Consider the following 15,139-nt stretch of genomic DNA (forward strand, 5'->3'; position numbering starts at 1 on the left):
CCCATGAACAAACTAACTCATTTTGATGCCAGTGGGCAAGCCCATATGGTAAACGTTGGGGATAAACCAAGCACCCATCGTATTGCAATAGCTAGCGGCAAGATTAAGATGCTTCCAGAGACCTTCGAGATGGTGAACGCTGGCACCCATAAAAAAGGTGATGTACTGGGTATAGCCCGAGTTGCAGGCATCCAAGCATCTAAAAAGACATCTGAGCTTATTCCACTCTGTCATCCCCTAGCACTAACCCATGTTAGCCTAAGCTTTGAAACCATTCCCAATGAAAGTAGCATCAACTGCCAGGTCAGAGCGGAAACTACCGGTCCCACTGGCGTAGAAATGGAAGCCCTCACCGCAGTCCAAGTCGCCCTACTCACTATTTATGACATGTGCAAAGCCGTAGACCGTGGCATGGTGATAGGAGATGTCAAACTACTCGAGAAGAGTGGTGGCAAGAGCGGGGAATGGACATCAAATAACTAATATCATCTAGTTAAACACACTAGATAGTGCGACACTTAAAAATGAACTGCAGAATAAACTTTTAAAAACTACTTTTTAACAGCTTTCACCAAATACTGGTGAGACAAAGCATCTTGCATTGCTTCTGACGCATTACCGCCCGCACGTGTTGCCATTCTTTGAATAATGCTTAAATAATTTTCTCGACTTGTATCCTCGACAATTCTACCCGTGAGGTCCACAATTTTATAGCCAGTAGATTCAAACAGCTCAACAATAGTTTTTCTAGTAAACCATCTTAAATGAGTCCTATCTAGCAATCCCATATCTTGATATCTAAAGTTACCCAAGCTAATATCAACTTGAATACTCCAGTGCTGAATATTAGGGATGCAAGCAACAATACAACCATCATCAGGCAAGATTTGATGTATTTTTTTAAGGCACCCCCAAGGGTCTTTTAAATGCTCTAGAACATCTGCAAAAATCCAACACTGTATATTGGAGCTTTTCAACCAAAAAACTTCATTCAAAAATTCAATATCACCAACTAAAACATTGTCACAATATCTTTTAGCGAGCTGTGCATAGCTATCCTCAATCTCTAGCCCATCATATACACAATTAGGATTTATTTTTTTATATTCACGCGCCAATGCACCACTAGAGCATCCAACTTCTAATAAATATTTTATATTTGATGGAATAATTTTCAGTAAATCGAGATTTGCGATCTCATGCATAGGAGTTTGACTAGACATAATTTTTTCGAATAGCAAAGAACATAAATAATAGGCTGATTGAGTAAGTGACTGGCAAATTGACTAAGAATTTAAGGCTAAGATTTCCGACGTCTTTTACTTTTAAGGTAGCTCAAACCTGACTTAATACGCCGATATATAAATGGTGGCAATAAAAGCTTAGGATTCAATATTACCGGCGGAATCCAATCTCTCTTATAGTTTTGAGCATTAAATGCTAATACTTGCTTTCTAATTTCGGGACCATCCGTTGGCCTAGCAGCATACATGGTTGAGTGAGATGGCAACTCCTCATACACTTTTTTTGAAGCGGTATAGTAGTAAAGAGCAATTGATCTTCGCTTTATATGATCGGGCGTATTGAGTGGGTCTGGATGACCATGATATGAATCCGCGTCAGTATTAAATATTACGCATCTATTAAATATAGGCGCCACAGATCTAACTTTATGCTTCATATTCCTGTCCCAAACTTCTAGATACCCCCCATAACTTTCATTCCAATCTTTATTGAGATAAATAAGAACATTTAACCTTCTATTTAAATGCAATCTTTCATTAACCCTAAAATCGGCATGAATCCCAAGCTGACCTCCTCTAGAGGTCTCATGAAATCCTCCGCCCGCAAAATATGGATCGGGAATAATGCCACTAATAGTAGTTAAACCTTCTAAAAACTGCAAAAATGAAGCTGAATTAAAAAAATCAAATGATCTTCTTACAAAGTCATTGCAGTCGTTCGGAAATATTTGCCTCTTATGATGTCCCGCGTAGTGGCCCTCATGCATTACATCACCATCTAAAGCTTCTAGAGGAAAATTTGCCAATATTTTGTCAGCCAAATCTGTTGGCAAAAAATTATCAATGACTATGTGTGGGTAAGGTTCTGCAAAACAATATGATCCAGACAACTCTTCGCCAATTTCTCTTGCTTCTTTTAGGGATAAATTCAGCCCAGAATCAAATGAAATAGGCAAAGTACGACTAATGATTTCAGAGTCTTGAGTCATATTAAAGTTAATAATTTATCTTATGTTTATAAGAATAATATATGAAATGAAAGTCGCTTTTCAGCGACTTTCATTGCTACTACAGACTAATCAATTTATTTCCCAATTCTACATTCCGATGGCAGCAGCTGAGGAAGCAGGTTTGTTTCTGTAGATCTACATGACCAGCCTCCAGACCATGTAGAACCCTCAGACTTAGATAAATCTAAAGGCTTTGGCACGTTGGCATCAGGTTCGTTAGTTGGAATCAAATGCAAGGTATTCTTTCCATCTGGAGCAACGCTGATCTGGTAATCAATGGCAATTGCACCTGATGGAGTAATTTCTATTAGCTTCACACTACGAGTAGGCGAAAAAGTAAATGCTCCATTTGTAGCATCATCCATAGGCACAGTACCACGACTAGCAAATGCTTCTGTTACCGCGAGTTTTGCACTAGAAGATAAGTTCAGCCCCTCCACCACACGACTACGTGCAATGTAATCTTGGTATTGAGGCACTGCAACAGCCACCAAAATTCCAATGATCGCAACTACTACCATCACTTCAATAAGAGTAAAACCTGCCTGACCAATATCCTCCCGATCTTTTTCATGCGCCTTAACATCTAAATTGTTTAACTTGCTTTGCATATTTTTCATCTCCTTGTTAAATGACTCATCATCCAACTTAGACCTCACAGCAACAAGTCAACTGAACATAAAAAATGCCGGCATTCTTTGCCGGCATTTCTGATTTGAGAAGAGGAAATTATGCCGCTTCTTTATTCTTTTGCTTCTTTTTTAGATATGTACCAACCAACAATACGATGGCAACTCCAATACCCTCAAAGATCATATGAGCATCTTCTAATGCCGCCTGAATAGATTCCTTGATGGCAGGATCCTCAACCAACATTCCACCGGCCAACAAGCCCAGCAAACCAGCGCCAAGGGTAATGATGATCGGGAAGCGATCCATTACTTTCAGTAGCATGGCACTACCAAAAATAATGAGAGGAATGGAAAGGCCTAATCCAATAATCAATAAAACCAGACGTGTTTCTTCTGGCCCCTTTTGAGCTGCAGCAGCCACAGCTAAAACATTGTCCAAACTCATTACCAAATCTGCTACCAAGATCGTGCGAATTGCACCCCAAATATTTGGGTGAGCATGCATATCCTCTTCCTCGCCGCTATCAGCTAATAGCTGAACACCAATATAAAGAAGCAAGATAGCGCCAATAATCTTCAAATAGGGCAATGTTAATAACTGAACCGCTGTAATAGTAAGAACAACTCGCAAAATGATAGCGGCAGCACTACCCCAAAAAATCGCCTTCTTTTGTTGAGCGGGGGGCAAATTACGTGATGCTAGAGCAATCACGACTGCGTTATCACCAGATAGCAAAATGTTCGCAACAATAATTGACAAAAGTGCGGCCCAAAATGCTGCCCCTGAAAATACTGAGAAATCCATAATGTCTCCTACGTTTTTAATGTTTTATTTATGTTTTATATGCTAATTACTTCAACTACTATTACTTCAAAAAAGAATGCTGACAAATCAGCATTCTTTTCCTTATTACAAATTACAACATGGCTTTCAATAAAGCAGCCATTTCTGAAGGATTCCTTGTTACCTTAAATCCACACTCCTCCATTACAGCGAGTTTGGCATCTGCAGTATCAGCTCCACCAGAGATCAATGCGCCAGCGTGACCCATGCGCTTACCTGGAGGCGCTGTTACACCAGCAATAAAACCAACAACTGGTTTTTTCATATTGTCTTTACACCAACGAGCAGCTTCTGCTTCGTCAGGACCACCGATTTCACCAATCATGATCACAGCGTCTGTGTCTGGATCTTCGTTAAACATTCTCATGATGTCAATGTGCTTCAAACCATTAATTGGGTCACCACCAATACCTACTGCAGTGGATTGACCTAAGCCAATAGCAGTTAACTGACCAACCGCCTCATAAGTCAAAGTGCCGGAACGGCTAACAACACCAATACGACCTTTCTTATGAATATGACCAGGCATGATGCCGATCTTGATTTCATCAGGAGTAATAATTCCTGGGCAGTTAGGACCAAGCAATAAAGTCTTCTTGCCGCCAGCAGCTTCTTTGGCGTGCATCTTGTTACGAACTTCAAGCATGTCGCGCACTGGAATACCTTCAGTAATACAGATTACGAAATCGAGGTCAGCTTCAACAGCTTCCCAGATTGCAGCAGCAGCACCCGGAGGCGGTACATAAATTACAGAGGTTGTTGCGCCAGTTTGTTGAGCCGCTTCTTTAACAGTCGCATAAATTGGAATATTAAAAATAGACTCGCCTGCTTTTTTAGGATTTACACCAGCAACAAAACAATTCTTGCCGTTTGCGTATTCTTGACATTTTTCAGTATGGAACTGACCTGTCTTACCAGTAATACCTTGTGTGATGACTTTGGTGTTTTTATTGATCAAAATAGACATATTGAAATTCCTGGATTATTTGTTTTTGGCAACAGCGGCAACTACCTTAGTAGCAGCTTCAGCCATTGAATCGGCGCTAATAATTGGCAAACCAGAGTCTGCAAGAATCTTCTTGCCCAACTCTTCGTTTGTACCCTTCATACGCACTACCAAAGGCACTGTGAGGTTTACTGCTTTACATGCAGTAACAACTCCATCGGCGATCACGTCGCAACGCATAATGCCGCCGAAGATATTTACCAAAATCGCCTCAACGCTCTTGTTTTTCAACATAATCTTGAATGCTTCGGTTACCTTTTCTGCTGTAGCACCACCGCCAACGTCCAAGAAGTTTGCAGGCTCGCCACCGAACAACTTAATAGTGTCCATAGTTGCCATTGCCAAACCAGCGCCGTTCACGAGACAGCCAATATTTCCATCTAATGAGATATAGGCAAGGTCAAACTTAGAAGCTTCGATCTCAGCTGCATCTTCTTCATCGATATCACGATAAGCAACGATTTCCGGATGACGGAACAATGCGTTTGGATCAAAGTTAAATTTCGCATCCAAGGCCTTGATCTTGCCATCACCTTCAAGAATCAATGGGTTAATTTCAACCAATGAAGCATCGGTATCCCAATAGGTCTTGTACAAGTTTTTGAATACATCGCGTGCCATCGGAATAGAGGCTTCAGGGACGCCAATACCTCTAGCAACGATGTCACAGTCAGCATCGGTCAAACCAATCAATGGATCAACAAATACTTTAATAATTTTTTCTGGATGAGTTGCTGCAACTTCCTCAATGTCCATACCGCCTTCACTGGAAGCCATGATCACATTCTTTTGCGTGCCACGGTCAGTCACGATACTGAAGTAATACTCTTTTTTAATATCAGCGCCATCTTCGATCAATAGGCGATTTACTTTTTGACCTTCAGGTCCAGTTTGATGCGTCTTGAGCTGCATGCCCAAAATTTCAGAAGCATATTTTTTTACTTCATCCATGCTCTTAGCCAATTTCACACCGCCGCCTTTACCGCGACCACCAGCATGAATCTGAGCTTTAACAACCCATACAGGGCCACCCAGTTTTTCAGCAGCTTTCACTGCCTCATCAACACTAAATGCAGGAATGCCATTAGGAACAGGCACATTGAATTGGCGAAGAAGTTCTTTGCCTTGGTACTCGTGAATTTTCATAATTACTCCGAAACGGTATCTTTTTTAGCAAGCGATGAGGATAAGTAAAACCGATGTCGCGACAATCTCATACTTACTCTTAAACTGGCTAAATATGCCAAATTTGAATAAATGCGAACGGCTTGACCGACTCCATAAGTCTATCATGCTGCGATGCCGCAAATAGCGATTCTAGATCCGTAATTGCCCTAATTAGGGCTCTGACCACCAATGATTTTGGCCACCACTTCCGAACTAAAACCTTTTGAAGCCAAAAACCGATACTGTCTGGCTCGCTCCTTCTGATCTTGAGCACATACCCCGTATTTCTTGGCCCAAAGATCATAAGCCCGCTGAAACTCAGTTTCCTTCAAAGTATTTAGCAACTTGGCAGACTGTTTTGAATCAACCCCAGCTCTTTCAAGCTCATCAGCTATCTTGCGGATTCCATAACGTTCACTTCGGCGGCGAACCAAGGCCTCTGCAAAACGTTCATCAGACAGCCAGCCCCGAGCCTCAAAATCATCCAAAACCGCATCGATCTGAGATGCTCTGGATTCTGGTGTTTGCTCTGCTTGATCCTCTACTATCTTGCTCCATCTGACTTCCGATTCCATCAGTTTGGCAGCTAAATTTTTACGGCTATATTCTCGAAGCGACAAAAGGCGCAAAGCCCGAGCTTTGAGACTCGGGCTTTGTTTTACTTTCTTACCACCTTGATCAGGCATCGAATTATTCGACTTCTTCTTCCTCGCCCAGCACATCCGTTACCACCGCTGAACCAGTTTTAACACCTAATTTCTCACGGATCTTTGCTTCGATATCTTGGGCAATTGCTGGGTTTTCTTTTAAGAACTCACGAACATTGTCTTTACCCTGACCGATACGATCGCCGTTATAGCTATACCAAGAACCTGACTTTTCAATGAGGTCAGCTTCAACCCCCATATCAATAATTTCACCCTCTCTAGAAATACCAGCGCCATACATGATGTCAAAAATGGCTTCACGGAATGGAGGTGAAACCTTGTTCTTAACTACCTTCACGCGTGTTTCGTTGCCAACAACCTCATCACCTTTTTTGATGCTACCAATACGACGGATATCTAGGCGCATAGAAGCATAGAACTTCAGAGCATTACCGCCAGTGGTTGTTTCTGGAGATCCAAACATCACACCAATCTTCATACGAATCTGGTTAATAAAGATTACTGTTGTGTTGGTACGTTTAATAGCCCCAGTCAATTTACGCAAAGCCTGACTCATCAAGCGCGCTTGCAGGCCTGGCAAAGAGTCACCCATATCACCCTCGATCTCGGCCTTTGGAACCAATGCAGCAACTGAGTCAATGACAATTAAATCGATAGAGCCTGAGCGCACTAACGCATCAGCAATTTCTAAGGCCTGTTCGCCAGTGTCTGGCTGAGAAATCAAAAGATTATTTACATCAACACCAAGACGAGATGCGTACTGCACATCTAAGGCATGCTCTGCATCGATAAACGCACAGGTACCACCAAGCTTTTGCATTTCAGCAATCGCATGCAATGTCAGCGTTGTTTTACCGGAAGATTCTGGGCCGTAGATTTCAATCACGCGTCCGCGTGCAAGACCACCCACTCCAAGAGCAATATCCAATCCGAGTGAACCGCTCGATACCACCTGAATATCTTGACCAATTTCAGCATCACCCAATCTCATGATTGAGCCTTTGCCGAATTGTTTCTCAATTTGCGCCAGTGCCGCTGTTAATGCTTTTTGCTTGTCTCCGCTCATTCCTTCAAATTCTGAAGAGGCTGATTTTCTTTTGTCATCCAAGGCCATTTTTATTCCCTTTTCGCTATGTACTGGGCTTTTTCCCGAAGTTTTATCTACTGTGTAACAACTTAATGGTTACTGTATATAAAAACAGTACTATTTGCAAGCAACTTTTCAGTCGAATTTACGGATTGTTTATTAGGCCACGTTCGATTGGAGTGCGATCCCAATAGAAAAAGAGGGGAATTGCGACTGCCCAAACCACTCCAACCAAAGCAAATCCAATCATTTGGCCACCAGGAGCCCACATTCCAGCGCCCATCCGAATACCGGCTTCATAAGACATGGGACCGCAAATACCCCCTAAAACAGCCCCTAAAACTGGTCTACCTCTCAACCAACTCAAAGAGCCATTAATCGTAGTCGCAACCAATGCCCACAATACCCACATCCAAATTGGCGATAAATATGGGGATGGCCAGGCATCCTGAAAATCAAGATATCCCAAATGCATGATCAGGGTATCAGCCACCAATCCAAATATAAAAGCTTTAAATAAAAGACTTATTTCAGTTTTTGATGAAGGGGAGCGCCAAGCATGGAAAGCAATATAGGAGAACGTACCAAGCACCGCCCAAAGCACGTCTTTATTGGCTGCGCCTAGTACACAGGCAAACCAGCCGAGCTGGAAAATAACAAAGTTCCAAAATTTAGCCATTCCCAGCACCCTAAGAAAAAGGCCACTGCTAATGGGCAATGGCCTTTTGATTTGGTGGCGAATCAGGGATTTGAACCCCGGACCTGCGGATTATGATTCCGTCGCTCTAACCAGCTGAGCTAATTCGCCGAACTCGCTATTGTAAATGATCAGACTTGATCTGTCTAAGGGACGCCTACCCAGTCGACTAAAACCTCTTATTTGATCAAAAAAGTACTAACACTCTCTTCGCGCCCATAAAAGACATTAAATTCAATCTTCTTGGCCAAAAAAAGCTTTTTGAGCACCTCATCTTTGTTATCAAAAATAATCGCGGTTTGCTCAGGGTATCTTGAGAAAGGGTCGCTAGTAACCTCTACCACCATTCCGTCTATTTTAATTTGCTTAATTGATCGCTTATATAACTTATCAGGTCGTATAAAAATTAAACGTTTTACATACTTATCCAATACAAGCTTTTGACCCTGTTCATTTGTCTTGTAGTAATAAATCAGTTCTTCTTTGCCATTAGTAGTCATATCGCGCTCTTCATCCCACTTGGCAGAAACATTCTGACTCGCTAATACGCCTAGAAATATCAAAGCCAATTCAATGGCGACAATAATGACTTTCGTTCCAAATAAATTTCTCATTTAGTTATCTTAGTCCAACCAACACATAAAATGCAGAAGGCATAATATTCTTCAATCATGAGCTTACGATCAATTTTTCTTGTTTCAATGATGTTAAATGCCTGCATGCACACTTACGCATCTGCAGCTCAAATCTTCATCACCAATTACCCATCGGAAGCGACCGCAAAAGTCTTCATCACCAAATATCCATCGGAAGCAAATTGCATCGTATATGACACTCAATATTCCAGCGATAACGAACCTGGTGTCTGGTTTTATACCAAGTATAAAAGTGATGCTCGTGCGGTGATTTATTACACTCAATACAAGTCTGAGGCTGATCTTATTGTTTATTTCACCAAATACAAAAGTGATGCTCGCTGTCGCTTTTAAAAGGAATCTCTTCTTAGATGAAAATTCTTTCTATCTCTGCTGGCAAGGTGGCACCCTTATTTGGCAATCACCACCCAAATTACAAGCTAGTTGCCTCAGCGATTCATAAAAAAGCAATCAGTACTTTAGAGAAACCGAGCCCCATAGAAATTACTACGCTTGGCATAAAAGGCGATGAGCAGGCCGATCTATCGGTACATGGCGGTTTGGAAAAAGCTATCTATGTTTACCCCGCGGAGCACTATGCTTTTTGGAATGAATTACTTACACGTGAAACGAATAAGTCAGTTGATTTGCAATATGGCGCCATTGGTGAGAACTTCACTATCGAGGGCCTTTTAGAATCAGAAGTTTATGTCGGTGATCGATTGCAAATTGAAGATCTAGAATTTGTAGTAACAAAACTCCGTGAGCCTTGCTTCAAATTCAATGCTGCCGTAGCTTATAAGGGCGCATCTAAAGCGATGCTCCAATCGGGCTTTAGCGGCTGGTATCTCAGAGTATTAAAAACCGGAACTCTATCTGCTGGCGCTGAAATTACGCTCATCCCAGGTTTAAGAGAAACATCCATTGCCCAGCAAAATAAAAAACTCCTGAATAACCGCAACCAAAAAGATTTATGGGAATAAAAAAACCCGATCATTTCTGATCGGGTTTCTTATTTAATGCAGACTTAAGAATCTTAGTAGATCCGCTTAGTCACGTGCATAGATGTCTACGTCTTTAGTTTCACGTACAAACAGTGTACCGATTACCAATGTCATCGCAGCGATGATGATTGGGTACCAGAGACCATAGTAAATGTTACCGTTTTGCGCCACCAAAGCGAAGGAGATCGTTGGCAACAAGCCACCGAACCAACCGTTACCAATGTGGTATGGCAAGGACATAGAGGTGTAACGAATACGGGTTGGGAACATCTCAACCAACATCGCAGCGATTGGGCCATAAACCATGGTTACCAAGATCACTAAGTACACCAACAAGAGCAATACAGCAACGTAGTTAACGCCAGCTGGATCAGCTTTGGTTGGGTAACCCTCTTTTGTCAAAGCTTCACGAATTGCCTTCTTGAATTCAGCATCTTTCGCTTTGGCTTCAGCTGGGTCCATTCCGACTGGTGAGTAACCAGGAATCTCAATATCACCAATCTTCACAACAGCATTTGTACCTGCTGGCGCTGGAATCGTTGAATAGCTAGCAGAGTTTGATGCCATCACTTGTTTTGCGATATCGCAAGAGCTGGTGAACTTAGCTGTACCGGTTGGGTTGAATTGGAAAGTACACTGAGCTGGATCAACAGTAATCGTTGCAGGCGCAGTAGCCATTGCCTTTTCCAACGCTGGATTAGCGTAGTGTGTCAAAGCGTTAAACACGGAAACTGGAGTGTTAGGGATGTAAGTAATTACAGCCAATAACAAACCGCCCATGATGATCACTTTACGACCAATCTTGTCAGACAAGCTACCAAAGACTACGAAGAATGGTGTGCCGATTACTAACGAAGCAGCAATCAACAAGTTTGCAGTCTTAGGATCTACTTTTAATACCTGTGTGAGGTAGAAAAGAGCATAGAACTGACCTGTGTACCAAACCACTGCTTGACCTGCAACCAGACCAAACAATGCCAAGATAACAATCTTCAAGTTCTTCCATTGACCGAATGACTCAGACAAAGGAGCTTTTGACAATTTGCCTTCTTCTTTCATCTTCTTAAATGCTGGTGATTCATTCATGGACAAACGAATCCATACAGAAATCGCCAACAATGCGATAGAAACGATGAAAGGAACACGCCAGCCCCAAACGTCAAAGTCTGGACCAGTGAATTCACGAGTGAACAAAATCACGAGCAAGGAGAGGAACAAACCTAAAGTAGCGGTTGTTTGAATCCAAGCCGTGTATGCACCACGACGACCATGAGGGGCATGTTCTGCTACATAAGTAGCAGCACCACCGTACTCACCGCCCAAAGCCAAACCTTGAAGCATACGCAATGCGATCAAGATCACTGGAGCGGCAACTCCGATAGTTGCATAGTTAGGCAGAATACCCACGATGAAAGTTGCGCCACCCATCAATAAGATGGTTACCAAGAAGGTATATTTACGACCAATCAAATCGCCTAAGCGACCGAACACCAACGCGCCAAATGGGCGCACGATGAAGCCGGCAGCAAACGCTAACAAAGCGAAAATGAAGGCAGAACCTGCATCTAGGCCTGAGAAGAATTGCTTAGCAATAATTGCCGCAAGTGAACCGTACAAGTAAAAGTCATACCACTCAAAAACCGTACCCAAAGAGGATGCAAAAATAACTTTGCGTTCTTCAGCGGTCATTGGGGCTGCTTTGTGTGCTGTTGACATCAGTAGCTCCTAACTATTTTTATTAAATAAAAAACAACGGGTTGATTATGCTTTGAAAAAAATCAAAGAAATCCATTACTTAGGGTAATTCCCCATCAAATCGACTCGGGGTTTTCCCGAAAAAGTGTGGATTTGATGCAACTCTCTAAATCCATGATTACTTTAGGGTTTTGCACTATTTAATAGCAATGTGCACAAGCCAGGTGCAGACTGATTGAAGCAAGTGCAATACCTTCATTTTGTCAATTTGCAGTTCTATTTAATTGTGACTGAAGTAAATAAAAGGCATTACTAAAAATGCCATCAAATAAATATTACATAAGGAGCAACTCAAATGAAAAGACGTGACTTTTTAGGTAAGACCGCACTTGGCGCTGCTGCAGGAGTTTTAGCTGCACCAGCAATTGCACAATCTATGCCAGAAGTGAAATGGCGCTGTGCCTCTAGTTTTCCCAAAAGCTTAGATACGATTTATGGTGGCGGGGAATTTATTTCTAAACGAGTAGCCGCTCTAACCGATGGCAAATTTCAGATTCGCATCTTCGGTGCCGGTGAAATCGTTCCCGCATTCGGAACTGTGGATGCAGTTCAGCAAGGTACTGTGGAATGCACACATACAGCTGGCTATTACTTTGTTGGCAAAAACAAGACTTTTGCTTTTGATACTACCGTCCCTTTTGGCATGAATCAGCGTCAGCAAAATGCATGGATGTATTGGGGAGGTGGCCTTAAGCTCCAGCGCGAATTCTTACGCGACTACAACATCATTTCTTTTCCAGCAGGTAATACTGGTACTCAAATGGGCGGTTGGTTTAAAAAGCCTGTCAAAACGGTTGCGGATCTCAAAGGCCTCAAAATGCGGATCGCTGGCCTTGGTGGTGAAGTGATGGCTCGCCTCGGTGCCATCCCACAACAAATTGCAGGTGGCGATATTTACCCAGCACTCGAAAAGGGAGTAATTGATGCAGCCGAATGGGTTGGTCCATATGATGATGAAAAGTTAGGTTTTTACAAGATCGCACCTTACTACTACTACCCAGGTTGGTGGGAGGCTTGCTCGATGTACTCCATGTATGTCAACATCAAGGAATGGGAAAAGTTACCTAAGCAATATCAAGAAGCTCTAGCTTCAGCCTGCGCCGAATGCAATATCGACATGATGGCTGAGTACGACTACAAAAACCCAATCGCCCTACAAAGCTTAATTAAGAATGGCGTGAAGTTGCAATCCTATTCAACAGATATTATGAAAGCAGCCTCTACAGCTGCTTTCGAAATGTATGAAGAAGAAGCGGCCAAAAATCCATCATTCAAGAAAATTTACGAGCCTTGGAAAAAATTCCGCAACGATCAAATGTTGTGGAACAAAGTGGCTGAGCAAACCCTCATGAGCTTCATGCTAACCAATCCCGTCAAATAAACCTTAAGCGAGCAACTGAAATGCCAAAACAATTTTTAGTTTTTGCAAATTTCATTGATCGCCTAAATGACCGTTTTGGAGTCTTAGCAAGTTGGATGGTTCTTATTGCCGTACTGGTTAGCACTGCAAATGCGCTAATTCGGTACGGCTTCAACATAAGCTCAAACGGTTGGTTAGAAGCGCAATGGTATTTGTTTGCGGGCATGGTGATGTTTGGTGCAGCCACTACATTTCGCCTAAATGAGCACGTTCGAGTCGATGTGCTTTATGCCTTATATCCCAACAAAGCCCGCCTCTGGCTAGATTTCTGGGGAGGAATTGTTTTTTTTCTACCCATGACCGTCATCATTGGCTACTACTCTTGGGAATTTTTTATTACCTCAATCGTTCAAGCTGAAACCTCCAGCAATCCAGGTGGCCTCATTCGTTGGCCGGTGCGCGGTGTGATTACTTTGGGCTTTTTCTTATTAACGCTTCAAGGCATCTCAGAAATCATCAAACGCTACGCCGCCATTATCGGCATGATAGAGATCGATCCTAAATACGAAAGACCCCTCCAATGATTAGCCAAGATTTAATGGCCCCCATCATGTTTGGGGGATTGATTGTATTTTTATTACTCGGATATCCAGCCGCATTCTCACTGGGTGCTGTTGGTTTATTTTTCTCCTTAATCGGCATTGAAATGGGCATGTTTCAGCCCACCTTCTTGCAAGCATTACCAGATCGAGTGTTCGGCATTCTTTCGAATGACCTGTTGTTGTCAATCCCCTTCTTTACGTTTATGGGTGCGATTCTCGAGAAGTGCGGACTAGCAGAAGATATGCTTGAAGGTTTGGGTCAATTATTTGGCCCCATTCGAGGCGGTTTAGCCTATGCGGTAATTATTGTTGGCGCAATCCTTGGTGCGATTACTGGAACAGTAGCTGCCTCTGTAATTGCAATGGGCTTAATCTCTTTGCCGATCATGTTGCGCTATGGCTACAACCCACGCGTTGCAACGGGTGTGATTGCGGCTTCTGGCACGATTACGCAATTGATTCCACCTTCACTTGTTTTAATTGTGTTGGCTGACCAGTTAGGCAAATCTGTTGGCGACATGTATGCCGGCGCAATTGGCCCATCGATTATTCAAGTAGTGTTGTTCTGCTTATTTATCTTTTTCTTATCTATTTTTAGACCACAAGATGTACCGGCTTTACCGCCCGAAGCACGCCCAAAAATTGATTGGAAATTATTTAAGCGAATCTTATGGGGGATTGTTCCTTCCATTGCTCTCATCTTCTTAGTGCTGGGAACCATCTTGATGGGTCTAGCCACTCCAACCGAAGGCGGTGCTATGGGATCTGTCGGCGCATTAGTGCTCGCTGCCATGAATAAGCGCCTAGAAAAGCCTTTAGTTTGGGAGGCAATGACTTCTACCATGCGCATCAACGCTATGGTGATTTTCATTCTGATCGGCTCAACAGTGTTTGGATTGGCGTTCCGCGGGGTCGATGGTGATCTTTGGATTGAGCATCTTCTATCAGGTCTGCCAGGCGGTCAGGTTGGCTTCCTTATTGTGGTGAACTTGTTTGTTTTCTTCTTAGCCTTTTTCTTGGATTATTTTGAAATTGCATTCATTATCATCCCGCTATTGGCCCCAGTCGCAGACAAGCTCGGCATAGACTTGATTTGGTTTGGCGTGTTATTGGGTGCAAATATGCAGACCTCCTTTATGCATCCGCCGTTCGGATTCGCATTGTTTTATTTGCGAGGAGTAGCCCCCAAATCACTAAAGAGCTCTGATATTTACTATGGAGCACTTCCATGGGTTGGACTACAGCTCATTTTGGTTGCCATCATCATTTTCGTTCCTGAAACAGTCACTTACTTTGTAGATAAACCAACCGCTGTTATCGATGCAAACAGCCCATCAATCGATCCATTGGCTGGGGTTGAACAAAATGAAGTCACTGTAGACTCAAGCTCAGAGATAGAACGTCAATTGCGAGAAAATAAATAGCTAT

The 15,139-nt window shown here is 42.7% G+C and carries 17 protein-coding genes and 1 tRNA gene; 6 read left to right on the forward strand and 12 right to left on the reverse strand.

Annotated elements, in window-relative coordinates:
• Window positions 1-3 precede the first annotated feature (3 nt).
• Window positions 4-483: a cyclic pyranopterin monophosphate synthase MoaC gene (gene moaC, locus FD973_RS09755; protein WP_215323310.1), complete on the forward strand. Its 480-nt coding sequence runs from the start codon at window positions 4-6 to the stop codon at window positions 481-483.
• Between the two features lie 68 nt (window positions 484-551).
• On the opposite strand, the gene FD973_RS09760 is transcribed toward moaC, so the two are convergent.
• From FD973_RS09760 to FD973_RS09810, 11 genes are all read right to left on the reverse strand, one after another.
• Window positions 552-1,223, reverse strand: coding sequence for a class I SAM-dependent methyltransferase (locus FD973_RS09760; RefSeq protein ID WP_215323312.1), 672 nt, complete (start codon window positions 1,221-1,223; stop codon window positions 552-554).
• 77 nt (window positions 1,224-1,300) lie between these two features.
• A complete protein-coding gene (locus tag FD973_RS09765) occupies window positions 1,301-2,233 on the reverse strand; it encodes a 2OG-Fe(II) oxygenase (protein WP_215323320.1) in 933 nt (310 codons plus the stop codon).
• A gap of 95 nt (window positions 2,234-2,328) precedes the next feature.
• The gene (locus tag FD973_RS09770) at window positions 2,329-2,865 is read right to left on the reverse strand and encodes a pilin (protein WP_305798636.1); all 537 of its coding nucleotides are present in this window, start codon (window positions 2,863-2,865) and stop codon (window positions 2,329-2,331) included.
• Between the two features lie 118 nt (window positions 2,866-2,983).
• A complete protein-coding gene (locus FD973_RS09775) occupies window positions 2,984-3,691 on the reverse strand; it encodes a TerC family protein (protein ID WP_215323323.1) in 708 nt (235 codons plus the stop codon).
• Window positions 3,692-3,803: 112 nt separating this feature from the next.
• The gene (sucD, locus tag FD973_RS09780) at window positions 3,804-4,697 is read right to left on the reverse strand and encodes a succinate--CoA ligase subunit alpha (protein ID WP_215323329.1); all 894 of its coding nucleotides are present in this window, start codon (window positions 4,695-4,697) and stop codon (window positions 3,804-3,806) included.
• Window positions 4,698-4,712: 15 nt separating this feature from the next.
• Window positions 4,713-5,882 carry an ADP-forming succinate--CoA ligase subunit beta gene (gene sucC / locus FD973_RS09785; protein WP_215323331.1) on the reverse strand — a complete coding sequence of 390 codons (1,170 nt, stop codon included), beginning with the start codon at window positions 5,880-5,882 and terminating at the stop codon, window positions 4,713-4,715.
• A gap of 188 nt (window positions 5,883-6,070) precedes the next feature.
• Window positions 6,071-6,589, reverse strand: coding sequence for a recombination regulator RecX (gene recX / locus FD973_RS09790; RefSeq protein WP_215323333.1), 519 nt, complete (start codon window positions 6,587-6,589; stop codon window positions 6,071-6,073).
• Between the two features lie 4 nt (window positions 6,590-6,593).
• On the reverse strand, window positions 6,594-7,679 hold the full coding sequence (recA, locus tag FD973_RS09795; RefSeq protein ID WP_371816888.1) for a recombinase RecA: 1,086 nt from the start codon (window positions 7,677-7,679) through the stop codon (window positions 6,594-6,596).
• Window positions 7,680-7,803: 124 nt separating this feature from the next.
• A complete protein-coding gene (locus FD973_RS09800; protein ID WP_215323338.1) occupies window positions 7,804-8,337 on the reverse strand; it encodes a DUF2878 domain-containing protein in 534 nt (177 codons plus the stop codon).
• A 52-nt stretch (window positions 8,338-8,389) separates the two neighbouring features.
• A tRNA-Met gene (locus tag FD973_RS09805) sits at window positions 8,390-8,466 on the reverse strand.
• Window positions 8,467-8,534: 68 nt separating this feature from the next.
• Window positions 8,535-8,969, reverse strand: coding sequence for a hypothetical protein (locus FD973_RS09810; RefSeq protein WP_215323340.1), 435 nt, complete (start codon window positions 8,967-8,969; stop codon window positions 8,535-8,537).
• Between the two features lie 57 nt (window positions 8,970-9,026).
• Between FD973_RS09810 and FD973_RS09815 the strand changes: the two genes are divergently transcribed.
• Both FD973_RS09815 and FD973_RS09820 read left to right on the forward strand, forming a co-directional pair.
• The gene (locus FD973_RS09815) at window positions 9,027-9,344 is read left to right on the forward strand and encodes a DUF6150 family protein (protein WP_215323347.1); all 318 of its coding nucleotides are present in this window, start codon (window positions 9,027-9,029) and stop codon (window positions 9,342-9,344) included.
• A 17-nt stretch (window positions 9,345-9,361) separates the two neighbouring features.
• A complete protein-coding gene (locus FD973_RS09820; protein ID WP_215323348.1) occupies window positions 9,362-9,973 on the forward strand; it encodes an MOSC domain-containing protein in 612 nt (203 codons plus the stop codon).
• 66 nt (window positions 9,974-10,039) lie between these two features.
• On the opposite strand, the gene FD973_RS09825 is transcribed toward FD973_RS09820, so the two are convergent.
• Window positions 10,040-11,710, reverse strand: coding sequence for an MFS transporter (locus FD973_RS09825; protein ID WP_215323349.1), 1,671 nt, complete (start codon window positions 11,708-11,710; stop codon window positions 10,040-10,042).
• A gap of 334 nt (window positions 11,711-12,044) precedes the next feature.
• Between FD973_RS09825 and FD973_RS09830 the strand changes: the two genes are divergently transcribed.
• The 3 genes from FD973_RS09830 to FD973_RS09840 are packed head-to-tail and all read left to right on the forward strand — an operon-like array spanning window position 12,045 to window position 15,135.
• Window positions 12,045-13,130, forward strand: a complete 1,086-nt coding sequence (locus FD973_RS09830) for a TRAP transporter substrate-binding protein (protein WP_215323350.1) — start codon at window positions 12,045-12,047, stop codon at window positions 13,128-13,130.
• A 20-nt stretch (window positions 13,131-13,150) separates the two neighbouring features.
• Window positions 13,151-13,693: a TRAP transporter small permease subunit gene (locus FD973_RS09835; protein ID WP_215323351.1), complete on the forward strand. Its 543-nt coding sequence runs from the start codon at window positions 13,151-13,153 to the stop codon at window positions 13,691-13,693.
• Window positions 13,693-15,135 (forward strand): TRAP transporter large permease subunit, encoded by a 1,443-nt coding sequence (locus FD973_RS09840; protein WP_371816889.1) that lies wholly within the window; start codon window positions 13,693-13,695, stop codon window positions 15,133-15,135. The genes FD973_RS09835 and FD973_RS09840 overlap by 1 nt, the downstream gene beginning before the upstream one ends.
• The last annotated feature ends 4 nt before the right edge of the window (window positions 15,136-15,139 follow it).

Source organism: Polynucleobacter sp. MWH-Braz-FAM2G, assembly GCF_018687635.1.
In the GTDB taxonomy this organism is placed as follows: domain Bacteria; phylum Pseudomonadota; class Gammaproteobacteria; order Burkholderiales; family Burkholderiaceae; genus Polynucleobacter.

Coding starts and splice junctions, on each gene's coding strand:
- FD973_RS09835 (WP_215323351.1), top strand. CDS start 13,151: ATGCCAAAACAATTTTTAGTTTTTGCAAATTTCATTGATCGCCTAAAT.
- FD973_RS09800 (WP_215323338.1), bottom strand. CDS start 8,337: ATGGCTAAATTTTGGAACTTTGTTATTTTCCAGCTCGGCTGGTTTGCC.
- FD973_RS09775 (WP_215323323.1), bottom strand. CDS start 3,691: ATGGATTTCTCAGTATTTTCAGGGGCAGCATTTTGGGCCGCACTTTTG.
- FD973_RS09770 (WP_305798636.1), bottom strand. CDS start 2,865: ATGCAAAGCAAGTTAAACAATTTAGATGTTAAGGCGCATGAAAAAGAT.
- FD973_RS09810 (WP_215323340.1), bottom strand. CDS start 8,969: ATGAGAAATTTATTTGGAACGAAAGTCATTATTGTCGCCATTGAATTG.
- FD973_RS09820 (WP_215323348.1), top strand. CDS start 9,362: ATGAAAATTCTTTCTATCTCTGCTGGCAAGGTGGCACCCTTATTTGGC.
- sucD (WP_215323329.1), bottom strand. CDS start 4,697: ATGTCTATTTTGATCAATAAAAACACCAAAGTCATCACACAAGGTATT.
- FD973_RS09830 (WP_215323350.1), top strand. CDS start 12,045: ATGAAAAGACGTGACTTTTTAGGTAAGACCGCACTTGGCGCTGCTGCA.
- sucC (WP_215323331.1), bottom strand. CDS start 5,882: ATGAAAATTCACGAGTACCAAGGCAAAGAACTTCTTCGCCAATTCAAT.
- moaC (WP_215323310.1), top strand. CDS start 4: ATGAACAAACTAACTCATTTTGATGCCAGTGGGCAAGCCCATATGGTA.
- FD973_RS09765 (WP_215323320.1), bottom strand. CDS start 2,233: ATGACTCAAGACTCTGAAATCATTAGTCGTACTTTGCCTATTTCATTT.
- FD973_RS09760 (WP_215323312.1), bottom strand. CDS start 1,223: ATGTCTAGTCAAACTCCTATGCATGAGATCGCAAATCTCGATTTACTG.
- recX (WP_215323333.1), bottom strand. CDS start 6,589: ATGCCTGATCAAGGTGGTAAGAAAGTAAAACAAAGCCCGAGTCTCAAA.
- FD973_RS09825 (WP_215323349.1), bottom strand. CDS start 11,710: ATGTCAACAGCACACAAAGCAGCCCCAATGACCGCTGAAGAACGCAAA.
- FD973_RS09815 (WP_215323347.1), top strand. CDS start 9,027: ATGAGCTTACGATCAATTTTTCTTGTTTCAATGATGTTAAATGCCTGC.